The following is a 20,699-nucleotide window of genomic DNA, read 5'->3' on the forward strand; positions in this document are numbered from 1 at the left end:
TGAGACCCCATGTCCTTAGCCGGCAGGGTGGCTCGTCTCGCATTATGTTCAGAACGAGGGTTAGCTGCAGCGCCAGAGCCTCAAACATAGGAGACGAGCCGTGGTCGATGATATCGCAGTTTACGTTGGTTTGGATGTGAGCAAGGAAAAAATCGCGATCGGTCTGGCGGAAGCGGGCCGCAAAGGTGAGGTTCGCTATTACGGCGAAATTGCCAACCGTGCTGATGCGGTGCGCAAATTTGTCGACAAGCTTGCTGGACGTCACGGACGCCTGTGCCTTTGCTATGAGGCCGGCCCGACAGGTTATGGATTGTATCGTCAACTTCGCGATCTTGGCCATGAATGCCTTGTCGTCGCGCCATCGCTGGTTCCGACCCGTCCGGGGCTTCAGATCAAGACGGATCGCCGCGATGCTGTCGCGCTTGCCGCGTTGTTGCGCGCTGGTGAACTGTCGTCCATCTGGGTTCCCGACGAGACACATGAGGCCATGCGCGATCTCTGCCGGGCAAGGGAAGTGACGGTCTCGGATCTACGGCGCGCGCGCCAGCATCTTTTATCGTTCCTGCTCCGGCACGGGCGGGTCTTCGAAGGCCGCTCTCATTGGACAAGAGCTCATCGAAACTGGCTGGCGACACAGCGCTTTGATCACCGTGCGCAGCAGATCGCTATGGAAGAATATATTCGTGCCATCGAGCAAATCGAGGAACGGCGTGAGCGGTTGACCCGGCAGATGGTGGCGCTCTTGCCGGACTGGTCGCTTAACCCTGTCGTCGAAGCGATCCAGGCCCTGCGCGGTGTCGCACAGATCTCGGCGGTGACACTGGTATCGGAGATCGGCGACTTCAGACGCTTCAACAATCCCCGGCAGTTCATGGCATGGCTGGGTCTGGTTCCCAAAGAGCGCTCGACCGGGGCCAGCGTGTCGCGGGGTTCAATCACGAAGGCCGGCAACACCCGTGCGCGGCGCATGCTGGTCGAAGGCGCATGGACCTATAGATTGCCTGCGCGTGTAAGCCAGGAAATCCTGAAACGAACGGAGGGGCTGCCTGAAGCGATCAGGGCGATCGCCTGGAAGGCGCAGGTGCGGCTATGCCAACGATATCGGCGCATGCAGGCTAGTGGCCGCCCCACAAACATCGTCATCGTCGCCATCGCGCGCGAGCTCGCTGCCTTCGCCTGGGCGATTGCGACGACAGTTCCCATTACCCCAACAAAGGCAGCCTGACGAAAAGGCATCAAGGGAAAGGAGAAAACAAGTTCAATTCCATCACGCTGTTTATTGCTGGGCGTGGCGGCCGGTCAGGGTAACCCTCGTTGTGATTCTGCGAGCCTGAAACGGCAACACGCGCCATGTGAGACAGAGGAAGGCCCGAGACGAACCACGGTCCTGCGGTATCCAACCCGCGCATCAGAGTCTGATCAACCGTCGTCTCAATGCCGCCGCGTCCTGCAATAACCAGCCCGTTTCTTTCGGCGCTGAAAAGCGAAACGAAAACCTATACCCCAATCCTTGAAAACGGACATGAGAATCACAAATTCTTCAAATCCAAAACTATTTTATGGGTATGTGACCTAGAGCAATTCCAGGAAAAGTGCATAGCAGTTTTCCGTCCGGAATTGCGCAAATACAAATGGATAGAGCGTTTTCGCGATTCGAAGAAAAGCGAGAAGGCTCTAGGCTCGCACGGCCATCGATCTGATTTTGAAGAAGCGGCGCGGAAAACGCGCCGCTTCTCCTGTTTTGCGGATAAGATCCCGGCAGTATTATTCCAACGCAGTGTGCAGGCAATGATCTGGTTCGACGCAGTTCTGGAACATCCGGCGGACGATGACCTGCTGAGAGGCCGCATCGCGGCGATGCTTGATCTGCGCACGCAGAGCGTGGACATCGTCCACGACATCGGCGAAATGCGCGATGCGCCCGTCACTTGCGTGGTCGGTGGCGCATCGGAAGACGCCTATTCGCAAATCGTGACCATCTATCTTTCGGGGGATCTTCAACAGCCCGATATCATTGAAAGTGGCGCACGCCTTGCACGACTGCTCGGCAGATCGTTGCTTCTTGCGGATGACGCCACCTCGGACCCCTACTCGTTCATTCTCGTGTCCGAGACCGGGGTTCGGTCGGTCGTATCGGTCGATCCCGGCGAGCTGGACATGCACGACCGTTACGTGATCCAGGCGCGACAGGAGCGTTAGGCGACTGGAGTCTATCGGCTCGGCGCCTCTACGTTTCGCGTCTGATTTTTCCGGCGGACCGACCTTTGCGGCGATCCTCTATTGCTGTTGTCGTCACGCCTGGCCGCCTTCTCCACCAGACGGTCGAGATGCTTCAAATCCTCCTCGTCCAGGTTCTCGATGCCGATGAAGCGATTCTCCGCGGCACTGGTCAGGATGAGTTCGTTGAGCTTGGCCTGGATGGCACGCGTATCGCGCGTCTGCGCGTTCTGCAACAAAAAGACCATCAGGAAGGTGATGATCGTCGTGCCTGTGTTTATGATGAGCTGCCAAGTCTCGGAAAAGCTGAAGATCGGCCCGGTCAAGCCCCAGACGACGACCGACAGCAGCGCCAGTATGAAAACAACCGGTTTTCCCGCCCCTTCTGAAACCACCGTGGCGAAACGAGCGAAGATATGTTTAAGCCTTGCCATGAACATCATCCTCGGCTGAACCCACCTATCTCTCGAACTATTCCAGTTCGCGGGATAGACGCAGATCAACGCTGCAAGGTCACGCTGGTTCCCGCCTAGGAGACGGGAACCAATGACAAGCCGGCGCCTAGTGAGGCTCGGCTGGCACCACAAGCTTGCGATAGAGATGCCAGGTGGCATGCCCGAGTATGGGCATGATCACGGCCAGCCCCGCAAAGATCGGAATCGTGCCGATCACCAGCAGTGCCGCCACAATCAGGCCCCAGACCGCCACCGGTATCGGATTGATCAGCGTCGCCCGGATGCTGGCGTCGATCGCGGCCACGACGCCGACATCGCGGTCCAGCAGCAGCGGGAAGGTAACGACCGTGGTCGCCAGCACGACAAGCGCAAAGATGAAGCCGAGGAGATTGCCCCAGAACATCATCGCTATGCCTTCGGGCGTGGTCAGGATAGTCGACACGAAGGATGTGAGCTTCGGCGGCGCGCCATCACCGAAATAGAAGAAGTAGAGATTCTGCGCCACGAAGAGCCAGACGATGAAAAGGCCGAACAGCAAGAGGCCGGCAACGATGATCGACGGCAAGGCTGGTGAGAAACGGACCTCGAAAGCATGGCTCCATGACGTATCCAGCCCCTTCTCCCGCCGTCGGCTGATCTCGTAGAGGCCGATTGCCGCGATGGGACCCAGCAGGGCAAAGCCTGACATCAATGGAAACAGCAGTGGCAGCAGGTTCTGGTCCGTGCTCCAGATCGCAAGCGCAATGCCTGCAATCGGATACATCAGGCACAGGAACACATAGTGCGATGGCTTTTCGCTGAAGTCGTCCAGCCCCATTTTCAGGGCATCGACGAGGTCAGCAATGCCGATCTTGCGGATGGCCGGGCGGCTGAATGTATGGTCCGCTCCTGCCATGACGTGAAAGGCCGTCATGATGCTCTCCTCCTCAACCTCGATGTGCTCGGCTGGCGGCGCAAATGGCGGCAAAATTGGTTGCCGACATCCTCATTCGCTACCGGCAGCCGCGATATTAGCAAATTTTGCCGCAATTGTCGCCTTTCTCACTTGACAGTTGAGCTCCCCTTTTCCACATCGGCGCAATCATGAAAGCCTCCGACGCAAACATTCTCATCATTCCCGGTTATACGAATTCCGGCCCCGACCACTGGCAGACGCGCTGGGAGCAGAAGCTCTCGACCGCGCGGCGCGTGGACCAGGCGGAATGGTCGAAGCCGGTGCGCGATGACTGGGTCGCCCGCATTGCCGAGGAAGTGAACGCTTCGGATAAGCCCGTTGTCCTCGTCGCGCATTCGCTCGGCGTCCCCTCGGCGATCCATGCGATCCCGCATTTCCGCAACAAGATTGCCGGCGCCTTCTTCGTGGCACCGCCCGATGTCGCCAATCCGGATATCCGGCCGAAGCATCTGATGACCTTCGGTCCCTATCCGCGCGATCCGCTGCCGTTTCCCTCTGTTACCATTGCAAGCCGCAACGATCCTTTCGGCAGTTATGAGCATGCGGATGATGTTGCCAGCAGCTGGGGTTCGCTGCTGATCGATGCCGGTGAAGCCGGTCATATCAATACCGAATCCGGGCATGGTCCCTGGCCTGAAGGCACGATGGTCTTCGCCAAATTCCTCAGCCAGCTGAAGCCTTGATTGCGGTGGAACAACGGTGGGTAGAAGCACGCCTCGCCTCACTAGCCTGTGAAGTAGCAGGCACCTTCATTCCATCGTCAGATAAAAGCCTGTAAAACAGGCTAGCAAAGGATCCCGATTCCCAGCATTGGCACCCCGTCAAGGCCGGAATTCCGAGGAAGGAGGCGCAGGCGGATTGTGAATTCGCTTCTTATCCGTTATGGGGACGCCCACATATGATCCACTTGCGCTATACCGTAAGCGCCAAAGACAGAGAACAATACCAATGAACCGTCGCCGCCGTATTTACGAGGGCAAGGCCAAGATCCTTTATGAAGGGCCTGAGCCGGGCACGCTGATCCAGTTCTTCAAGGACGATGCCACCGCCTTCAACAAGAAGAAGCACGAAGTCATCGATGGCAAGGGTGTTCTGAACAATCGCATCTGCGAATATATTTTCAGCCATCTGAACAAGATCGGCATTCCCACGCACTTCATCCGCCGCCTCAACATGCGCGAGCAGCTGATCAAGGAAGTGGAGATGATTCCGCTCGAGATCGTCGTGCGCAATGTCGCCGCCGGCTCGCTCGCCAAGCGCCTCGGCATCGAGGAAGGCGTCGTGCTGCCGCGCTCGATCATCGAGTTCTACTACAAGTCCGACGCACTCGAAGATCCGATGGTCTCCGAGGAGCACATCACGGCTTTCGGCTGGGCCAATCCGGCCGAACTCGATGACATCATGGCACTCGCCATCCGCGTCAACGATTTCATGACCGGCCTTTTCCTCGGCGTCGGCATCCAGCTCGTCGATTTCAAGATCGAATGCGGCCGCCTCTTCGAAGGCGACATGATGCGCATCATTCTGGCAGACGAGATCTCACCGGACAGCTGCCGTCTCTGGGACATCGAAACCCGGGAGAAGATGGACAAGGATCGTTTCCGCCGCGACCTCGGCGGCCTGTTGGAAGCCTATTCCGAAGTGGCGCGCCGCCTCGGCATCATCAATGAAAACGAACCCGTGCGCGGCACGGGCCCGGTTCTCGTCAAGTAAGTTCAGAAAGGACAATCGTGATCAAGGCTCGTGTAACCGTCACGCTGAAGAACGGCGTTCTCGATCCGCAGGGCAAGGCAATCGAAGGTGCGCTCGGCGCACTCGGCTTTGACGGCGTCCATCAGGTCCGCCAGGGCAAGGTCTTCGACCTCGAGCTGGAAGGTGCCGACAAGGGCAAGGCCGAGGCGGACCTCAGGGCCATGTGCGAGAAGCTTCTCGCCAACACGGTGATCGAGAACTTCAGCATTTCGATCGACTGATTGTCCTCTTTCGCGAGCCGTGCTTCCTTTGCCTGAGGCAATGGGGTATGGCTCACGAAGACCATTCCAGCGATTACTCTTCGCCTATTGCGGGACCAGCATCATGAAATCAGCAGTCGTCCAACTCCCCGGCCTCAATCGCGATCGCGACATGATTGCGGCACTGACCAAGATTTCCGGTCATGCGCCGGTGACGGTCTGGCAGACCGAAACCGAAATCCCTGATGTCGACCTGATCGTCATTCCCGGCGGTTTCTCCTATGGCGATTATCTGCGCTGCGGAGCAATTGCCGCCCGCATGCCGATCATGCAGGCGATCAAGGACAAGGCCGACAAGGGCGTCAAGGTTTTGGGCGTCTGCAACGGTTTCCAGATCCTGCTTGAAGCCGGCATGCTGCCTGGCGCGCTGATGCGCAACGCCTCGCTGAAATTCGTCTGCCGCGAAGTGAAGCTGGAAGTCGTCAATGCCGAGACGGACTTCACCGCCGCCTACGCCAAGGGCCAGGTCATCCGCAGCCCGGTCGCGCATCACGACGGCAACTATTTCGCCGATGCCGAGACGCTGAAGGCGATCGAAGACAACGGCCAGGTGGTCTTCCGCTACGCCGAAGGCACGAACCCCAACGGCTCGGTCAACGACATCGCCGGCGTGATGAACGCCAAGGGCAACGTGCTTGGCATGATGCCGCATCCGGAAAACCTGATCGAGGCCGCCCATGGCGGCAGCGACGGCCGCGGATTGTTCGCCTCCGCGCTCGGTGTGGTCGCCGCCTGACACCAGGCCGATCCTATATCGAAACCACGAAATCGGCGCCTTCGCATAAAACGGCACGGCGCCGAACCATGATCCGGCAGACCTCGGCAGAACAGCCCTAACCGCCTCACTGGAAAGAGATTGATGCGCCCTCGCCTCCTGACAGGACTTTATTCCGCCGCCGCCATCGCGACGCTTGGGCTGCTGGTAACTTCGTGCGGCCCGCGGCCGCCGGCCATCACCGCGACGGATCACAGCGCCCTGTCGACGATGGAACGTATCATGCTCAATGCCAGCGCCTGCTGGTTCAAGTCGTCGGACCCGGCCTTCGCCGGTTATCAGCTCTCTCCGGAGCTCAACTCCTTTACCGGTCGCCCGCGCATTCTTGTGGTCGACAAGAAACACCCGACCGGCCGGCCGTCGCTCGTCGTGCAAGCGGAAGGCAATCCCGCACAATTGCAGGCCTTCGGTCCGATGATGTCGGGTGCCTCTGGCGGCCGCATCACCGGCGACGTCAATCGCTGGGCTGGTGGCTCCAAGGCTTGCAGCTAGGCCAAAGGCCCGAGGCTGTTTTCCGCCTGAGCCACAATTACACCGGCGCATGACGTCCCCTCACTCTCAGGGATCATGGTCATGGACAGGTTTGTCATTCTTTCCGGCTGCTCGGGAGGTGGAAAATCCACCCTATTGGAAGCGCTCAAGCGCCGCGGGCACCAGGCTATCGAAGAGCCGGGGCGACGCATCGTCGTCGAGGAGTTGGAAAGCGGCGGCTCCGCTTTGCCATGGGTCGATGCACCGGCATTCGCGCGCCGGGCAATCGCCATGTCGCTCGCAGATCGCGAGAAAGCAATAGCGTTTCCGGGGATTGTCTTCTTCGACAGAGGCTTGATCGACGCCGCATCGTCTCGAGCATTTGACGGGCGAGCCCGTGCTGGCTGCACTCGGTCAACTGCACCGCTACAACAGGCATGTCTTCCTGACCCCGCCATGGCCGGAAATCTATGTCGGCGATCGCGAAAGAAGGCACGATTTTACGGCGGCGGTTGCGGAATACGACCGATTGACCGCCGCCTATCCCGCGCTCGGCTATGAGGTGCATGTCCTGCCGAAGATCGGCATCGAGGAACGCGCTGACTTCATATATTCCGTTCTGGACCTCGAATAGGCGGCGGACAGGCAGGGCTGCCCAGGTTTATCCGCCCGTTCAATCCCAGAAGAACGACTTCTTGGCTTCCGTCGCCGCCTCGAGCCGCGTCAGGCCGATGTCGCGCAGCTGATCATCCGTCAGGTCTCGTAGGACCCAGCGGCTCTCGCGCTTTTCCAGCCAATGCAGATAAATATTCCAAAGCCGAAGCGCCGGATGCGGCCTTGGCTGCGCCGTCCGGACTTTTACGCCTACCGAGGACGCGTCTTGCGCCTTGGTCGCGCAGATTGCATCTATTGTACTCATCTTCATTCTCACATGATGGTGACAATTTTCGCGTATCGAGCCAAACGATACAAATTGACTCATACGCTTGACTCCATAACAGAGACAATCTAGGAAATTGTCATTATGACAAATTGGCTTCCTGACATTTCCAGCGGAACTGGCCCGGTCTATATCCGCGTCGCCGATGCCATCGAACACGCGATTACCCATGGCGTTTTGCCGCCCGGCACCAAGCTGCCGCCACAGCGCAATCTTGCCTATGACATCGGCGTCACCATCGGCACCATAAGCCGGGCCTATGCGCTCGTGCATGAACGCGGCCTCGTGGCCGGCGAAGTCGGCCGCGGCACTTATGTGCTGGAACGCTCGAACGGCAAGCAGATCGAGCTCGTCGATCCGATCACTCAGGCGCTTGCCGGCACGCGCGGCCTGAATACGCCGGAAGCGAAGATACGCTTCGACACGACCGCGGCGCCCGACATTGGCCAGGGCGAAATCATCGGCAGGCTCTTTGCCGACATCAGCAGCGAGCATCAGACGGAAATTTCCTCCTATTCCCGGAATTTCCCGGCAAGCTGGTTCCAGGCGGGACAAATCTGGCTCGCCCGCAACGGCTGGCAGCCGGCAATCGAGACGATCGTGCCGACGCTCGGCGCCCACGCCGCCGCCATCGCAGTCATTTCGGCCGTCACGTCGCCGGGCGACAAGATCGTCTTCGAGAACCTGACCTATACGCAGATCAGCCGCGCCGCGCGCCTGCTCGGGCGCCGCTCGATCCTGGTGGATTCAGACGAGCACGGCATGATCCCGGAGGATTTTGAGCGCCTTTGCCAGCAGCAGCATCCGCGCCTCGCCTTCGTGATGCCGACGGCACATAATCCCACGCTGGTGACAATGCCGGAATCCAGACGCCGGGCAATCGCCGCCATCGCACGCCGGCACAGCGTCTGGCTGATCGAGGACGACCTCTATGGCGGCATGACCGGCGACCCCAATCCGCTTATGGCCGCCATCGCGCCGGAACGGACTTTCGTGGTCAGCAGCCTGTCGAAGTCGGTCACGGCGGGGGTACGCGGCGGCTGGGTCGCCTGCCCGCCGCATTTTGCCCAGCGCATCAAGGTCACCCACAAGATGACGACCGGCGGCCTGCCCTTTATTCTGGCGGAGACCTGCGCCCGGCTCGTACTTGGCGGTCACGCGCTGGAACTGCGCCGCAAATCGGTCGAGGAGATCAGGGCGCGCGAATTGATCGCGCGCGAGGCGCTGGCCGGTTTCGAGTTCAACTCGCATCCGCATCTGCCGTTCCTATGGCTGAAGCTGCCCGAGCCCTGGCTTTCGGGCACATTCAAGAACGCCGCCCTCGCCGAGGGGGTGCTGATCGATGACGAAGACGAATTCAAGGCAGCACGAATCGAACGGGTTTTCCACAGGGTCCGCATCGCCTTCTCCTCACCACCGCAACGAGAAGATGTTGCAGACGGCTTCATAATATTGCGTAGGTTGTTGGAAAACGGTTCATCGACATACGATAGTCACATTTAAGCAAGTCTTATCAATTTATCGACGGACATCTTGCGGAAATACTATTGCATCATCTCGACTCTTAGGACGCTACCATTCTATCAATAAGTCAGGATTCGCCCGCCACACCAGGGGGAGTGCATGGCTATTGCAGGCTATTTAAGCAAGCGTTTAGTTACGAGTTTTCTGGTAATCAGTTCCGCATTCATAGCAGGTCAATCCATCGCAACCGCCGCAGACACGGTTGCGGTTGCCCCTCAAGCCAAGATCTTCGATGAATTGCGATTTGGCGCGAGCGGATCGGTTCAGAGCGGATATGATCACGAAAATGGCGTCTTTCCGGACGTCCAGGTGTTGTTCAATCCGTTTGGTTACAATCCGACCGCAGATTGGAAAGACCAGCTGACCCATCCGCGTATTCATCTGGGAACTTCGATCGGCACCGGAGGGTCGGCGACCCAGGTCTATGGTGGCCTTTCCTGGACACTCACGCATAGCAACGGCATCTTCACGGAAGTCGGCTTCGGCGGCACGGTGCACACCGGCAATCTCCACGATTGGCAGGATCATGGCCCGATGCTCGGCTGCCGCCTGCTGTTCCACGAATATGCCGGCCTCGGCTATAACTTCGACAGCCATTGGAACGTGATGGCGCAGATCGCGCATGCGTCGCATGCCAATCTCTGCGATGGTCCCAATGGCGGCATGACGCGCGCAGGCGTCATGGTTGGCTATAAATTCTGACGATCTCGCGCGACCTTCAATGGCCGCGCAACCGACTTCTCCAGCATCAATGCCGGCGTGTTGTGAACGCCGGTGATTTTCCTGTCGCACGACAGGGAGAGTTGCGCTAAAGAGACCCCGATCCCTGACCGGTCTTCAAATCCTTTACAGGCAAGGACACTCGAGCGCCCATGACCATTTCCAATTCGATCCAGATCACCCCCGAACTGATTGCCGCCCACGGCCTGAAGCCGGATGAATATCAGCGCATTCTGGATCTGATCGGCCGCGAGCCCTCCTTTACCGAGCTCGGCATCTTCTCCGCCATGTGGAACGAGCACTGCTCGTACAAATCCTCCAAGAAGTGGCTACGCACGCTGCCGACCAAGGGACCGCGCGTCATCCAGGGTCCGGGCGAGAATGCCGGCGTGGTCGACATCGATGACGGCGATTGCGTCGTCTTCAAGATGGAGAGCCACAACCACCCCTCCTACATCGAGCCGTATCAGGGCGCTGCGACCGGCGTCGGCGGCATTCTGCGCGACGTCTTCACCATGGGCGCTCGCCCGATCGCTGCCATGAACGCCCTGCGTTTCGGCGAGCCGGATCATCCGAAGACCCGCCATCTCGTCTCCGGCGTCGTCGCCGGTGTGGGCGGCTACGGCAATTCCTTCGGCGTTCCCACAGTCGGCGGCGAAGTCGAATTCGATGCGCGCTACAACGGCAATATTCTGGTCAACGCCTTTGCGGCCGGCCTTGCCAAGTCCAATGCGATCTTCCTGTCGGAAGCCAAGGGCGTTGGCCTCCCGGTCGTCTATCTCGGCGCCAAGACCGGCCGTGATGGCGTCGGCGGCGCCACCATGGCGTCCGCCGAATTCGACGAATCGATCGAGGAAAAGCGCCCGACCGTTCAGGTCGGCGACCCCTTCACCGAAAAATGCCTGCTGGAAGCCTGCCTGGAACTGATGCAGACGGGTGCCGTCATCGCCATTCAGGACATGGGTGCCGCCGGCCTCACCTGCTCCGCCGTCGAAATGGGCGCCAAGGGCGACCTCGGCATCGAGCTCGATCTCGACAAGGTGCCCGTGCGCGAAGAGCGGATGACGGCCTATGAAATGATGCTGTCGGAAAGCCAGGAGCGCATGCTCATGGTGCTGCAGCCGGAAAAGGAAACCGTCGCCAAGGCGATCTTCGTCAAGTGGGGTCTGGATTTCGCCATCGTCGGCAAGACGACGGATGATCTGCGCTTCCGCGTCATCCATCAGGGCGAAGAAGTCGCCAATCTGCCGATCAAGGATCTCGGAGATCAGGCACCGGAATATGACCGCCCGTGGCGCGAGTCAGACAAGCGCGCAGCCCTGCCGGCCGATCTCGTCGCAGCCCCGGAAGACTACGGTCAGGCTCTGCTGACGCTCGTTGGCTCCGCCAACCAGTCCAGCCGCCGCTGGGTCTATGAGCAATATGACACGCTTATCCAGGGCAATTCGCTGCAGCTTCCCGGCGGTGACGCCGGCGTCGTCCGCGTCGAAGGCCATGCGACTAAGGCTCTCGCCTTCTCCTCCGACGTGACGCCGCGCTATGTCGAAGCCGATCCGTTCGAAGGCGGCAAGCAGGCCGTGGCCGAATGCTGGCGCAACATCACGGCGACCGGCGCCGAGCCGCTGGCTGCGACCGACAATCTGAACTTCGGCAATCCGGAAAAACCCGAAATCATGGGCCAGTTCGTCGGCGCCGTTAAAGGCATCGGCGAAGCCTGCCGCGCGCTGGATTTCCCGATCGTTTCGGGCAATGTCTCGCTCTACAACGAGACCAATGGCGTCGCAATCCTCCCGACCCCAACCATCGCCGGCGTTGGCCTGCTGCCAGATTGGAAGGCCATGGCCCGCATCGGCTCCGCTTCGGAAGGTGACCACGTTTTGATGATCGGTGTCGACGGCAGCCATCTCGGCTCCTCGATCTATCTGCGCGATATCGTCGGCTCGACCGATGGCCCTGCTCCGGAAGTCGATCTCTTTGCCGAGCGCCGCAATGGCGATTTCGTCCGCTCCGCCATCCGCAACGGCCAGGTCACGGCTTGCCACGACATATCGTCCGGCGGACTGGCGTTGGCACTCGCAGAAGTGGCAATGGCATCCGGCAAGGGTCTGCGTGTCGACCTCGCGGAATGCAAAACTTTGCCGCATGCAGCGCTTTTCGGTGAGGATCAGGCCCGTTACGTCATCGCCGTTCCGGCCGATGTCGCCGATTTCGTCTGCATCAATGCGGAAAGCGCCGGAGTGCCCTTCCGCCGTCTTGGAACAGTCGGCGGCGATGCGCTTGCCATCAGTGGCCTGTTAACGCTTCCGGTTGAACAGTTGCGCGAGGCGCATGAATCGTGGTTTCCTGCCTTCATGGATGGCGGCTCGCTTGCCGCTGCTGAATAAATCGAGGTACCACTCATGCCCATGAACCCCGGCGATATCGAAGACATGATCAAGGCCGGCATTCCCGGCGCCAAGGTGACGATTCGCGACCTGGCCGGGGATGGCGATCACTATGCCGCCGAAGTTGTCGCGGAAGCCTTCCGCGGCAAGAGCCGCGTGCAGCAGCACCAGATGGTCTATGATGCCCTGAAGGGCAATATGGGCGGTGTGCTGCACGCCCTTGCGCTACAGACGTCAGCGCCCGACTGAGAGCACCTTTGCCTCTTCGCCGGAGTTGAAGCTCAGCTCCGGCAATCTCTTCGATGAGAACTCAGCGAAATCCGACACCGGCAGCGGACCGGCCGTCATCAGCGTGAAATCGAAGAAGGCTTTCACATCGGGGCCGAGGACATATTGCCGGTGAACCCGCAGGAAATCGCGCTTGATCTTCCTGTAATGCTTCTGCGACAGCATCTGCTTGAAACGCACGAAGAGGATCGAAGCCTGCGCCGCATCCGTATGCCCGCAAACGGCGGCGACCTTCGCCTTATAAAAGTGAATCGCGTCGGTCAGACAATGAACATCGAGCCAGAAGATCTCCTTGCAACGTGCGATCAGCCCGACACGCGAGCGCAGCTCGGATGCCGGCCGCATAAGGGCGCATTGCAGAATGGCGCTGCCGAGCGTCATGAATACCACGCGCTTGCCCTGCAATAGTTCCGGCTCCCGCTCGAGCAGCAGGCCGATCACATGAGTGGCAACGGACGAGCCCATGCTATGTGAGGAAATAACGAATTCGTCGATATCGGGCTCATCCAGGGCCTGACGCACGCTGATCGCGCTCGCCTCCAGCCATTGCTTGGCGCCGAGCCCGTTCACTCCCGCCATGGCCACCGCCATTTCCCAGTCGGAGAAAAGATGCAGCGTATGCAACTTCTCCGCCTGCGGCAGAAATACATAGACGAAGAATGCGACGGCCAGCGCGATGCTGCCGATATGGCTCCAGGCCGGCAGGCCGAATACGAACGGCGTGAAGGCGATGGAAAGGCTGATCGACAGCCCCGCAAGCATCAACAGAAAGGGAAAGACGAAAAACAGGCCGAAGCGCCAGGCGTGACGGAAATAACCGACCATCCCGCCCGAAACGGCAACCCTTGCGGCGGCAAGATATCCCTGCATGAGCCGCGTAAAGAACGGCCTGCCGTTCAAGGCCGAGACAAGATCGTTGTGATCGACGATATGAATGCGGCTCTGCGTCTGCCAATCCGCAGCCGCTGCGGTCACATCGAAACAGGGTGCCCGGCCGAAGTTTTTCAGCTCGTCGACGGAAACCGAAAAATCCCAGACTGCGGCGCTCTGCTGCGCCGAACGCCCGTAGCGAGCCCGATGCGCTGCCGCATCCAACGGCTCGAAACCAGGGAAGTGGAGAACCACCCTCTTCTTGATATTATTCATCTGGCAGTCTGTCCCTGGGCGCACGAGCGGCATCGAAAATACTGGAAATCGCCAAAACCACGGGCTACGGGCTTTTTCATGGCGGCGCCCACAATTCATCTCAACATAAAAAGATTGAAATCAAGTGTTTAAGGTCGTGGCCGTTGGCGGGAAAGAAGAACGCTTATAGAGGTCACCCGACTCGCTGCTGTACCGCACGGTGACAAGAAGGCGACCTCAGCATTCGCGGCCAGGATAGGGAGAACTGTCTGCACAGGGGTCCGCCGGCGGCGCGATCATGATTTTTTGGACGATCGGCGGCACCGCTGGTTGCGGTGTCGGAGCAGTCGAAGCGCGGTAGCCGAAGGCAATGCTCAAAACGAGCACGATGGCACAGACGGTCACGGCACTGTTCAGAATGGAAGCCCTTGGCGTGCGCACATGCTCATAATATTCCCGCTCGCCCTCGCTTCTTTCCTCCGAACTGTAAAATTCCCGCTCTTCACCAACCTGCCCGTCGGAATAGTGATGGTGGCTCATGGTGTCCGCTCCCTCAAAAATACGAATGCAATGTCAACAAGGGACCGATACGCGCCAAATCGCATCAATCGACAAACTCTAACAAACATACCGGCCGTTTGTAAATTAAGTAGCGGCCTAATATTAATCGTCCCTTGCTTGAAATTTTCATTTGTGTTGTTCAGGCTTGGAGTTGAAGAGGCGTTTTCAAAACGCACTGTTCAGAAAAGATTGCCAATGAGCCATTTCGGCCATCTTTCTTAACAGCTGATGCTGGAAATCCATTCATGCGATGAAAAAGGAAAAGCCTGCGTTTTGCCGCTGGAAATCGCGCCTGTCGCTTGCTATTTAAGGAACAGATTTAACGCTGCGGACCTTGACTCCGCATGTGAAAGGAACTGTCCAATGAGCGGTATTCACGAATTCATCGACAACGAAGTCAAGAACAACGACGTCGTTCTTTTCATGAAGGGCACGCCCCAGTTCCCGCAATGTGGCTTCTCAGGCCAAGTGGTCCAGATTCTCGATTATATCGGCGTCGACTATAAGGGCGTCAACGTCCTTGCCGATGCCGAGATTCGTCAGGGCATCAAGGACTATTCCAACTGGCCGACCATTCCGCAGCTCTATGTAAAGGGCGAGTTCATCGGCGGCTGTGACATCGTACGCGAAATGTTCCAGGCGGGCGAGTTGCAGCAACACCTCCAGGAACACGGCATCAGCGTTCGCGGCGCCGCCTGACCGGGCACCGGGCTCCCCGTCCGGTTTCCATAGTTCAATTGGATCGAAAAGGCGCTGCCATCGGGCGGCGCCTTGACATGTTTATGGGAATAAAACCGTGACGAACACATCCCAGGCTATGTCCCATGGGCAGCTGCCCATGGGCAAACGCGAGTTCATCGCGCTCGCGGCCTTCCTGATGGCGATCAATTCGCTCGCGATCGACATCATGCTCCCCGCCTTGCAGCAGATCGGCTCCAGCCTTGGCGTGATAAACGAGAATCATCGGCAATATGTGGTGACGGCCTATCTCATCGGCTTCGGCTTGGCGCAGCTCATCTACGGTCCCCTGTCGGATCGCTTCGGCCGCCGCCTGCCCCTGCTGATCGGCCTTACCGTTTACGTCATCTCCGCTTTCGGCATTGCCCTTATCCCGTCCTTTGCAGGCCTGCTCCTCCTGCGCTTCATCCAGGGTCTCGGATCGGCGGCGACACGTGTTATCACCATTTCGATCGTTCGTGACGTCTTCGGCGGCCGTCTGATGGCGGAGGTCATGTCGCTGATCATGATGGTCTTCATGATCGTGCCCGTCATCGCGCCCGGAAGCGGCCAGATCATCTTGCTGATCAGCACCTGGCACATGATCTTCGTCTTCATCGGCACGATGGCGACACTTGTCGGTCTCTGGATGTACTTCCGGCTTCCCGAAACGCTGAAACCGGAAAACGTCCGGCCTTTGACGGTCAAATCCGTTGCCGCGGGTTTCCGCATCGTGCTGACGAACAGGGTGGCCCTCTGTTACACCCTTGCCAGCACGTTCCTGTTTGGGGCGCTGTTCGGCTTCATCAACTCGGCTCAACAGATCTACAGCGGCATTTACGGACTCGGCGTCTACACGCCCGTCGCCTTCGGCGGCGTGGCGCTGTTCATGGCCTTGTCATCCTTCATCAATTCGCAACTCGTCGGCCGTTTCGGCATGCGGCGGCTGTCGCATGCGGCGCTGCTCGGTTTCTCCGTCGTCACCTTCATCTGGATGATCGTCCAGCTTTACGGCCCGGCGCCGATGCCCTTCCCGCTCTTCATGATCTTTTTCGCGCTGGCAATGTTCCAGTTCGGCTGGATCGGCTCCAATTTCAACTCGCTCGCCATGGAGCCGCTCGGCCATGTCGCCGGAACCGCTTCCTCGGTGCTCGGCTTCATGAGCACGGTCGGCGGTGCATCGATCGGCGCCGGCATCGGCCAGTATTTCAACGGTACGGCGACGCCGATGGTCATCGGCTACTTCACAGTCTCGCTGATCGGTTTGATGTTCGTGCTGATTGCCGAAAGGGGTCGCCTCTTCCGCCCGCATAATGCGCCCCCTCCGGCCGACCAGTCTCTCGCTTTGCATTGACAGGCATATTCAAATGACAACCGCGCCTCAGTCTCACCAGCCGGAACAGTCCGGCTCCAGCCGCATCGGCCTCGGCATCGTGGAATTCATCCTGCTGATCGCCCTGATGACGGCCAGCATCTCCATGGGCATCGACAGCATGCTGCCGGCACTGCCAAACATCGGCCAATCGCTTCATGTCGCCAACTCGAATGACACTCAGCTCGTCATCGGCGTCTACTTCCTCGGCTTCGGCATCTGTCAGCTGTTTTTCGGCAGCATGTCGGACACTTACGGCCGTCGGCGCATCCTGCTCGGCGGCCTCGCCTTCTACATGGCGACGCTGTTTGCGGCGGCCTGGAGCGGCAATCTCTTCACGCTGCTCGTCCTGCGCTTCGCCCAGGGTGTCGGCGCCGCAGCCGTGCGCATCACGACGCTTGCCATCGTGCGCGACTGCTTCGGCGGACGCGAAATGGCCCGCGTCATGTCCTATGTCATGATCGTCTTCATGATCATGCCGATGGTTGCCCCTTTCGTCGGCCAGATGATCGTTGCCTATTCAAAGTGGCAATGGATCTTCATCCTGCTCGGCATCGTCAGCGCTGGCCTGTTCCTGGTCGCCTTCTTCCGCATGAAAGAAACGCTTCCAGCCGAGGAACGCCTGCCGCTTTCGGTCGCCTCTGTCCTGTCCGGCTTCAAGACAGTGTTGACCAATCGCATCACCTGCGGCTACACGATCGGCCTGACGCTCTATACCGGCATCATCTGTGCCTACATCGTATCCGTGCAGCAGGTTTTCGGTGAAGTCTACGGCCTTGGGGACACGTTTCCGATCGCCTTTGCGGCAACGGCAGCCGGCACCGCCGTGGCACAGTTCGCCAATGGCTATTTCGTCCGCAGCTTCGGCATGCGCCGTATTTCTCATGCCGCCATGATCATTTTCACCGTTTTAGGCGCCATCGGTTACATCGTCGGCATGTTCGGCCAGCCGAGCTTCACCTTCATCTATGTACTGATCTCGGTGATGCTGATGATGTTTGCAGTGATCACCACCAATTGCATGGCGATCAGCCTCGAGCCGATGGGGCATCTTGCGGGCACGGCAGCCGCCATCACCAGCTCGATCTCCACGACGGTCGGCGTTCTCATCGGCGGCATCGTCGGTCAGATGTTTGATGGCACCGCGCAACCGCTGCTCGCCGGCTTCACTGTATTCGGTGCGCTATCGATCGTCGCGACGCTTTGGGCGGAACGTGGCAAGCTCTTCACTCATCCCGGCGATACACCGGCGCTGGAGCCGGGCATGGGGCATGTTTGAACGACGTGCCTCCCTTCCTTAGAGCGGTTCAGTTTTTCACGGAATCTCTGAACCGCTCTATCTCTTTGTTTTCACGCAATTCCGGACGGAAAACCGCTGCGCACTTTTCCTGGAATTGCTCTAGGCGCCGCTGCGCGGCCGACTGACCCAGCGCACAGCCGCAGCGATCGCAAGCCCGAAGAGCGGCCACATCGCCCATGGTGTTCCGTGCCAGGTGAAAAGGTTGATGGTAACGATCCCGATACCTGTGATGACAAGGCTCGCGATCGCCATATCGATCTGCGGGTTGCTACGGACGTAACGATACGCGTTGACCCACAAAATCGCGAGTATGGGCCATTTCGCCCAAAATTCGCCATCCCAGGTCAACCCGTTAAGAACGGCTAGGCCGATGCACACGACTAGAGCAACACCGTAGCTCCGCCGCCAGTCCTGCGGCAAGGATTCCCGCATCGCCGCTTCGGGCGCCCGCACGGGAGCCGGCTCCTGGGCCGACCGATAATCGGATGTGGTGTCGACAACCTGCACGCCGCCGATCCGCACAGCATAGCTTGGCACGCCGCCTTCGATGTTCTTGACCTCGAGCTGCCCGAGAAAATCGAAACCGACCGCCACCTTATTGCGGACTTGATCGTAGACCGTGTTGGAAATGACGATGCCACCCGGAGCAGCGCGCGATTGCAGCCGGGCGGCAATATTGACGCCGTCGCCATAAAGGTCATCGCCATCGGCGATCACATCACCGAGATTGAGGCCGATGCGAAAGAGCATCTGCTTGTCGGGATCGGTCACTGCATTGTAGCCGGCAAGCTCGTTCTGCGTGTCGATCGCAGCGCGCACAGCTTCGACGACGCTCGGAAACTCGGCAAAGACGCCATCGCCCCAGGTGTTGATGACACGCCCGCCATGCGCTTCGATCAGCCGTTTCATCGCCTCGCGGTAACGACGAAGGGTCGAAAGTGTCCCCTCCTCGTCTTTGCCCATGAGGCGCGAATAATCCTGCACGTCGGCGCAGAAGATGGTGGTCAGCTTGCGGCTCGTCTCGGACATTTGTCTTCATCCTCGCGGCAAGCACCGACCAGGGCTCTTGCCTGTTACAGCAAAGATAGCCCTCCAGCCGGCACTTTCCAAGTAGGGCACCGTCGGCAATTCAACCGCGAAACCCGCTTTAGAGGGTGAAGACCTCACGCCGCAGCAATTCCCAGGTATCCTTGTCCGCCGCAATCAGCAGCCCGCCGTCGAGGTGGTGCGGCAAATAGGGAGAGCCGTCGAAACGTCGGACATAGGCGCCAGCCTCGGCAGAGATCAGCGCTCCCGCCAGATGATCCCAGGGCATCAGCTTGTTGTACATGAGATAATGCACATAGCCGCCGGCAAGCGTGCGGTATTCGTGGGCCGCGCACCGATAGCAGGTCGTGTAGCGTACTTTGGCGAGATTACCCATGATCTCGGCGCGCTTTTCCTTGGGCAAAAAGCCTGTAGCCGCCATGCCGACCAACTCTTCCAGCGCGACGGAGGGCGCAACGTTGAGACGCAGCGTCTCGCCGTCCGGCCGCCGCAGCCATGCGCCGCTGCCGCGCTCTGCCAGCACCCAGTCGTCGCCCATCGGGTCGAAGATGATGCCGGCGACCGTTTCTCCCTTGGAGACGACCGAGGCCATGACACCGAAAGCCGGAATGCCGGCAGCGAAATTGAACGTGCCGTCGACTGGATCGACGATGATGGCAAGATCGGCATCCGCCAGCTTGCCAAGCAACGACGGATCAGCGGCAACCGATTCCTCGCCGACGAACAGCGCCTCGGGCCAGAGCCGCGAAACCTCGGCCTTGATCATGCGCTCTGCACGTTCGTCGGCTTCCGTCACCAGATCCGTCGCCTCGCTCTTGGCGCGGATATCGTCGCTGCCAAGCCTGCGAAAACGCGGCAGGATCTCCGTCTGTGCCGCGCGGCGCAGCACATGAGCAAGCGTGGTAACGTCAACAAGCGATGTCATGCTTTGTCCTTTCCCGTCAGGCACCAATGATGTCGCGACGAATCATCTGCCAGCTTTCTTCATCCGGCGCAGAAATAATGCCGCCCACGGTTTCACCGGGCCTGTAGGGCGTACCATCGAATTTGGCGGTATAGCCGCCGGCTTCCTGATGCGCCAGCACGCCGGCAAGATGATCCCATGGCATAAGCTTGCAATGGCCGATGAAATGCCATTTGCCTGAAGCCACCATCCAATATTCATAAGCCGAGCAATTCAGCGAGAATGCCATGCGGGTCTTGGACAGGTTGGCGCTGATGCGGGACCGGTCAGGTTCGTCCATGTGCCCCCAGGATATGGCGCCCGTCATGGCGCTTAAGGGCGCGGGTCTGGCAACGGAAAGCCGCCTCACCTGTCCCGTTCTCCGGCGCAGGAAAGTGCCGCCGCCCTTCATGGCGGTAACGGTGTCGCCCAGTACGGAATCATGAATGATGCTGCCGATGGTCTCACCATTGGCGACAATTGCCAGTATCGTCCCGAAGACCGGCAGGCCGGCAGCGAAATTGAATGTGCCATCTACCGGGTCGATAGCGAAGGCAAGCTCCGCATGCGCCAGAGCAGGCACAACTGTTTTGTCCGCCTCATAGGCCTCTTCACCAACGATAAGGGCAGCCGGGAAGCGCGCCTTCAGCGCCGTGGTGATATGCTTTTCGGCCAGTAGATCGGCCTCGGTCACGAGGTCGATAGCCGAGGTCTTTTCCGATATGTCGCCGGCATCCAGATTGCGGAAGCGCGGCATGATCTCCTTTGACGCCGCTTCTGCAACGATCGTCATCACATAGTCGAAATCAGCATCGGAGAAGGTCATCGGAAGCCTCTGTTTTGAAAGGGCTTCCTCTTATGCCCGATTCGATGACATCGGTGTGGCAAAAGCC

At 59.3% G+C, this 20,699-nt stretch carries 22 protein-coding genes and 1 pseudogene; 15 read left to right on the top strand and 8 right to left on the bottom strand.

The window, feature by feature from the left end; translation table 11 throughout:
• Positions 1-100 precede the first annotated feature (100 nt).
• Positions 101-1,225: an IS110 family transposase gene (locus tag DQ393_RS00860; RefSeq protein WP_112339943.1), complete on the top strand. Its 1,125-nt coding sequence runs from the start codon at positions 101-103 to the stop codon at positions 1,223-1,225.
• Between the two features lie 209 nt (positions 1,226-1,434).
• On the top strand, positions 1,435-2,199 hold the full coding sequence (locus tag DQ393_RS33740) for a hypothetical protein (protein WP_245430228.1): 765 nt from the start codon (positions 1,435-1,437) through the stop codon (positions 2,197-2,199).
• Positions 2,200-2,210: 11 nt separating this feature from the next.
• On the opposite strand, the gene DQ393_RS00870 is transcribed toward DQ393_RS33740, so the two are convergent.
• Together DQ393_RS00870 and DQ393_RS00875 are read right to left on the bottom strand one after the other, a co-directional pair.
• A complete protein-coding gene (locus tag DQ393_RS00870) occupies positions 2,211-2,651 on the bottom strand; it encodes a low affinity iron permease family protein (protein WP_112340017.1) in 441 nt (146 codons plus the stop codon).
• A 127-nt stretch (positions 2,652-2,778) separates the two neighbouring features.
• Complete coding sequence (locus DQ393_RS00875) at positions 2,779-3,585, bottom strand: DUF2189 domain-containing protein (RefSeq protein WP_112340018.1); 807 nt, start codon at positions 3,583-3,585, stop codon at positions 2,779-2,781.
• A 170-nt stretch (positions 3,586-3,755) separates the two neighbouring features.
• On the opposite strand from DQ393_RS00875, the gene DQ393_RS00880 reads away from it, so the two are divergent.
• The 6 genes and pseudogenes from DQ393_RS00880 (at position 3,756) to DQ393_RS00905 (ending at position 7,519) form a co-directional block, all read left to right on the top strand.
• Positions 3,756-4,310 (top strand): RBBP9/YdeN family alpha/beta hydrolase, encoded by a 555-nt coding sequence (locus DQ393_RS00880; RefSeq protein ID WP_112339944.1) that lies wholly within the window; start codon positions 3,756-3,758, stop codon positions 4,308-4,310.
• Between the two features lie 265 nt (positions 4,311-4,575).
• A complete protein-coding gene (gene purC / locus DQ393_RS00885) occupies positions 4,576-5,340 on the top strand; it encodes a phosphoribosylaminoimidazolesuccinocarboxamide synthase (protein WP_112339945.1) in 765 nt (254 codons plus the stop codon).
• A 17-nt stretch (positions 5,341-5,357) separates the two neighbouring features.
• A complete protein-coding gene (gene purS / locus DQ393_RS00890) occupies positions 5,358-5,600 on the top strand; it encodes a phosphoribosylformylglycinamidine synthase subunit PurS (protein ID WP_112339946.1) in 243 nt (80 codons plus the stop codon).
• Positions 5,601-5,703: 103 nt separating this feature from the next.
• A complete protein-coding gene (gene purQ, locus DQ393_RS00895) occupies positions 5,704-6,375 on the top strand; it encodes a phosphoribosylformylglycinamidine synthase subunit PurQ (RefSeq protein WP_095435003.1) in 672 nt (223 codons plus the stop codon).
• Positions 6,376-6,498: 123 nt separating this feature from the next.
• Complete coding sequence (locus DQ393_RS00900) at positions 6,499-6,906, top strand: hypothetical protein (protein WP_112339947.1); 408 nt, start codon at positions 6,499-6,501, stop codon at positions 6,904-6,906.
• A gap of 81 nt (positions 6,907-6,987) precedes the next feature.
• Positions 6,988-7,519: pseudogene (locus DQ393_RS00905) on the top strand (AAA family ATPase).
• Positions 7,520-7,558: 39 nt separating this feature from the next.
• On the opposite strand, the gene DQ393_RS00910 reads toward DQ393_RS00905, so the two are convergent.
• The gene (locus DQ393_RS00910; protein WP_112340019.1) at positions 7,559-7,804 is read right to left on the bottom strand and encodes a DUF1127 domain-containing protein; all 246 of its coding nucleotides are present in this window, start codon (positions 7,802-7,804) and stop codon (positions 7,559-7,561) included.
• 105 nt (positions 7,805-7,909) lie between these two features.
• On the opposite strand from DQ393_RS00910, the gene DQ393_RS00915 reads away from it, so the two are divergent.
• The 4 genes from DQ393_RS00915 to DQ393_RS00930 all read left to right on the top strand — a co-directional run bounded on the left by DQ393_RS00915 (position 7,910) and on the right by DQ393_RS00930 (position 12,702).
• The gene (locus tag DQ393_RS00915) at positions 7,910-9,328 is read left to right on the top strand and encodes a PLP-dependent aminotransferase family protein (protein WP_112339948.1); all 1,419 of its coding nucleotides are present in this window, start codon (positions 7,910-7,912) and stop codon (positions 9,326-9,328) included.
• A 120-nt stretch (positions 9,329-9,448) separates the two neighbouring features.
• The gene (locus DQ393_RS00920) at positions 9,449-10,051 is read left to right on the top strand and encodes an acyloxyacyl hydrolase (protein WP_112339949.1); all 603 of its coding nucleotides are present in this window, start codon (positions 9,449-9,451) and stop codon (positions 10,049-10,051) included.
• 170 nt (positions 10,052-10,221) lie between these two features.
• Positions 10,222-12,453 carry a phosphoribosylformylglycinamidine synthase subunit PurL gene (gene purL, locus DQ393_RS00925; protein WP_112339950.1) on the top strand — a complete coding sequence of 744 codons (2,232 nt, stop codon included), beginning with the start codon at positions 10,222-10,224 and terminating at the stop codon, positions 12,451-12,453.
• A 15-nt stretch (positions 12,454-12,468) separates the two neighbouring features.
• The gene (locus DQ393_RS00930) at positions 12,469-12,702 is read left to right on the top strand and encodes a BolA family protein (protein WP_004108912.1); all 234 of its coding nucleotides are present in this window, start codon (positions 12,469-12,471) and stop codon (positions 12,700-12,702) included.
• On the opposite strand, the gene DQ393_RS00935 is transcribed toward DQ393_RS00930, so the two are convergent.
• Both DQ393_RS00935 and DQ393_RS00940 read right to left on the bottom strand, forming a co-directional pair.
• Positions 12,688-13,887: a hypothetical protein gene (locus tag DQ393_RS00935; RefSeq protein ID WP_112339951.1), complete on the bottom strand. Its 1,200-nt coding sequence runs from the start codon at positions 13,885-13,887 to the stop codon at positions 12,688-12,690. The genes DQ393_RS00930 and DQ393_RS00935 overlap by 15 nt on opposite strands.
• Before the next feature lie 216 nt (positions 13,888-14,103).
• Positions 14,104-14,406, bottom strand: a complete 303-nt coding sequence (locus tag DQ393_RS00940; RefSeq protein WP_112339952.1) for a hypothetical protein — start codon at positions 14,404-14,406, stop codon at positions 14,104-14,106.
• A 384-nt stretch (positions 14,407-14,790) separates the two neighbouring features.
• Between DQ393_RS00940 and grxD the strand changes: the two genes are divergently transcribed.
• The 3 genes from grxD to DQ393_RS00955 all read left to right on the top strand — a co-directional run bounded on the left by grxD (position 14,791) and on the right by DQ393_RS00955 (position 17,795).
• Entirely contained in the window at positions 14,791-15,126 is a 336-nt protein-coding gene (gene grxD / locus DQ393_RS00945) for a Grx4 family monothiol glutaredoxin (protein ID WP_112334744.1), read from the top strand.
• Between the two features lie 139 nt (positions 15,127-15,265).
• The gene (locus DQ393_RS00950) at positions 15,266-16,498 is read left to right on the top strand and encodes a multidrug effflux MFS transporter (protein WP_112339953.1); all 1,233 of its coding nucleotides are present in this window, start codon (positions 15,266-15,268) and stop codon (positions 16,496-16,498) included.
• 13 nt (positions 16,499-16,511) lie between these two features.
• Entirely contained in the window at positions 16,512-17,795 is a 1,284-nt protein-coding gene (locus DQ393_RS00955) for a multidrug effflux MFS transporter (protein WP_112339954.1), read from the top strand.
• Positions 17,796-17,915: 120 nt separating this feature from the next.
• Here the strand turns inward: DQ393_RS00955 and DQ393_RS00960 are convergent, their stop codons facing one another.
• From DQ393_RS00960 to DQ393_RS00970, 3 genes are all read right to left on the bottom strand, one after another.
• Positions 17,916-18,845, bottom strand: coding sequence for an adenylate/guanylate cyclase domain-containing protein (locus tag DQ393_RS00960; protein ID WP_112339955.1), 930 nt, complete (start codon positions 18,843-18,845; stop codon positions 17,916-17,918).
• A gap of 118 nt (positions 18,846-18,963) precedes the next feature.
• Positions 18,964-19,788: an inositol monophosphatase family protein gene (locus DQ393_RS00965; protein WP_112339956.1), complete on the bottom strand. Its 825-nt coding sequence runs from the start codon at positions 19,786-19,788 to the stop codon at positions 18,964-18,966.
• A gap of 16 nt (positions 19,789-19,804) precedes the next feature.
• Positions 19,805-20,632, bottom strand: coding sequence for an inositol monophosphatase family protein (locus DQ393_RS00970; RefSeq protein WP_112339957.1), 828 nt, complete (start codon positions 20,630-20,632; stop codon positions 19,805-19,807).
• Positions 20,633-20,699: the final 67 nt, after the last annotated feature.

Source organism: Martinezella tropici, assembly GCF_003287875.1.
Classification (GTDB): domain Bacteria; phylum Pseudomonadota; class Alphaproteobacteria; order Rhizobiales; family Rhizobiaceae; genus Rhizobium; species Rhizobium tropici_C.

Bases quoted from the DNA above. Each gene is read 5' to 3' on its own strand.
- DQ393_RS33740 (WP_245430228.1), top strand. From the start codon at position 1,435: ATGCCGCCGCGTCCTGCAATAACCAGCCCGTTTCTTTCGGCGCTGAAA.
- DQ393_RS00870 (WP_112340017.1), bottom strand. From the start codon at position 2,651: ATGGCAAGGCTTAAACATATCTTCGCTCGTTTCGCCACGGTGGTTTCA.
- DQ393_RS00875 (WP_112340018.1), bottom strand. From the start codon at position 3,585: ATGACGGCCTTTCACGTCATGGCAGGAGCGGACCATACATTCAGCCGC.
- DQ393_RS00880 (WP_112339944.1), top strand. From the start codon at position 3,756: ATGAAAGCCTCCGACGCAAACATTCTCATCATTCCCGGTTATACGAAT.
- purC (WP_112339945.1), top strand. From the start codon at position 4,576: ATGAACCGTCGCCGCCGTATTTACGAGGGCAAGGCCAAGATCCTTTAT.
- purQ (WP_095435003.1), top strand. From the start codon at position 5,704: ATGAAATCAGCAGTCGTCCAACTCCCCGGCCTCAATCGCGATCGCGAC.
- DQ393_RS00900 (WP_112339947.1), top strand. From the start codon at position 6,499: ATGCGCCCTCGCCTCCTGACAGGACTTTATTCCGCCGCCGCCATCGCG.
- DQ393_RS00910 (WP_112340019.1), bottom strand. From the start codon at position 7,804: ATGAGTACAATAGATGCAATCTGCGCGACCAAGGCGCAAGACGCGTCC.
- DQ393_RS00915 (WP_112339948.1), top strand. From the start codon at position 7,910: ATGACAAATTGGCTTCCTGACATTTCCAGCGGAACTGGCCCGGTCTAT.
- DQ393_RS00920 (WP_112339949.1), top strand. From the start codon at position 9,449: ATGGCTATTGCAGGCTATTTAAGCAAGCGTTTAGTTACGAGTTTTCTG.
- purL (WP_112339950.1), top strand. From the start codon at position 10,222: ATGACCATTTCCAATTCGATCCAGATCACCCCCGAACTGATTGCCGCC.
- DQ393_RS00930 (WP_004108912.1), top strand. From the start codon at position 12,469: ATGCCCATGAACCCCGGCGATATCGAAGACATGATCAAGGCCGGCATT.
- DQ393_RS00935 (WP_112339951.1), bottom strand. From the start codon at position 13,887: ATGAATAATATCAAGAAGAGGGTGGTTCTCCACTTCCCTGGTTTCGAG.
- DQ393_RS00940 (WP_112339952.1), bottom strand. From the start codon at position 14,406: ATGAGCCACCATCACTATTCCGACGGGCAGGTTGGTGAAGAGCGGGAA.
- grxD (WP_112334744.1), top strand. From the start codon at position 14,791: ATGAGCGGTATTCACGAATTCATCGACAACGAAGTCAAGAACAACGAC.
- DQ393_RS00950 (WP_112339953.1), top strand. From the start codon at position 15,266: ATGGGCAAACGCGAGTTCATCGCGCTCGCGGCCTTCCTGATGGCGATC.
- DQ393_RS00955 (WP_112339954.1), top strand. From the start codon at position 16,512: ATGACAACCGCGCCTCAGTCTCACCAGCCGGAACAGTCCGGCTCCAGC.
- DQ393_RS00960 (WP_112339955.1), bottom strand. From the start codon at position 18,845: ATGTCCGAGACGAGCCGCAAGCTGACCACCATCTTCTGCGCCGACGTG.
- DQ393_RS00965 (WP_112339956.1), bottom strand. From the start codon at position 19,788: ATGACATCGCTTGTTGACGTTACCACGCTTGCTCATGTGCTGCGCCGC.
- DQ393_RS00970 (WP_112339957.1), bottom strand. From the start codon at position 20,632: ATGACCTTCTCCGATGCTGATTTCGACTATGTGATGACGATCGTTGCA.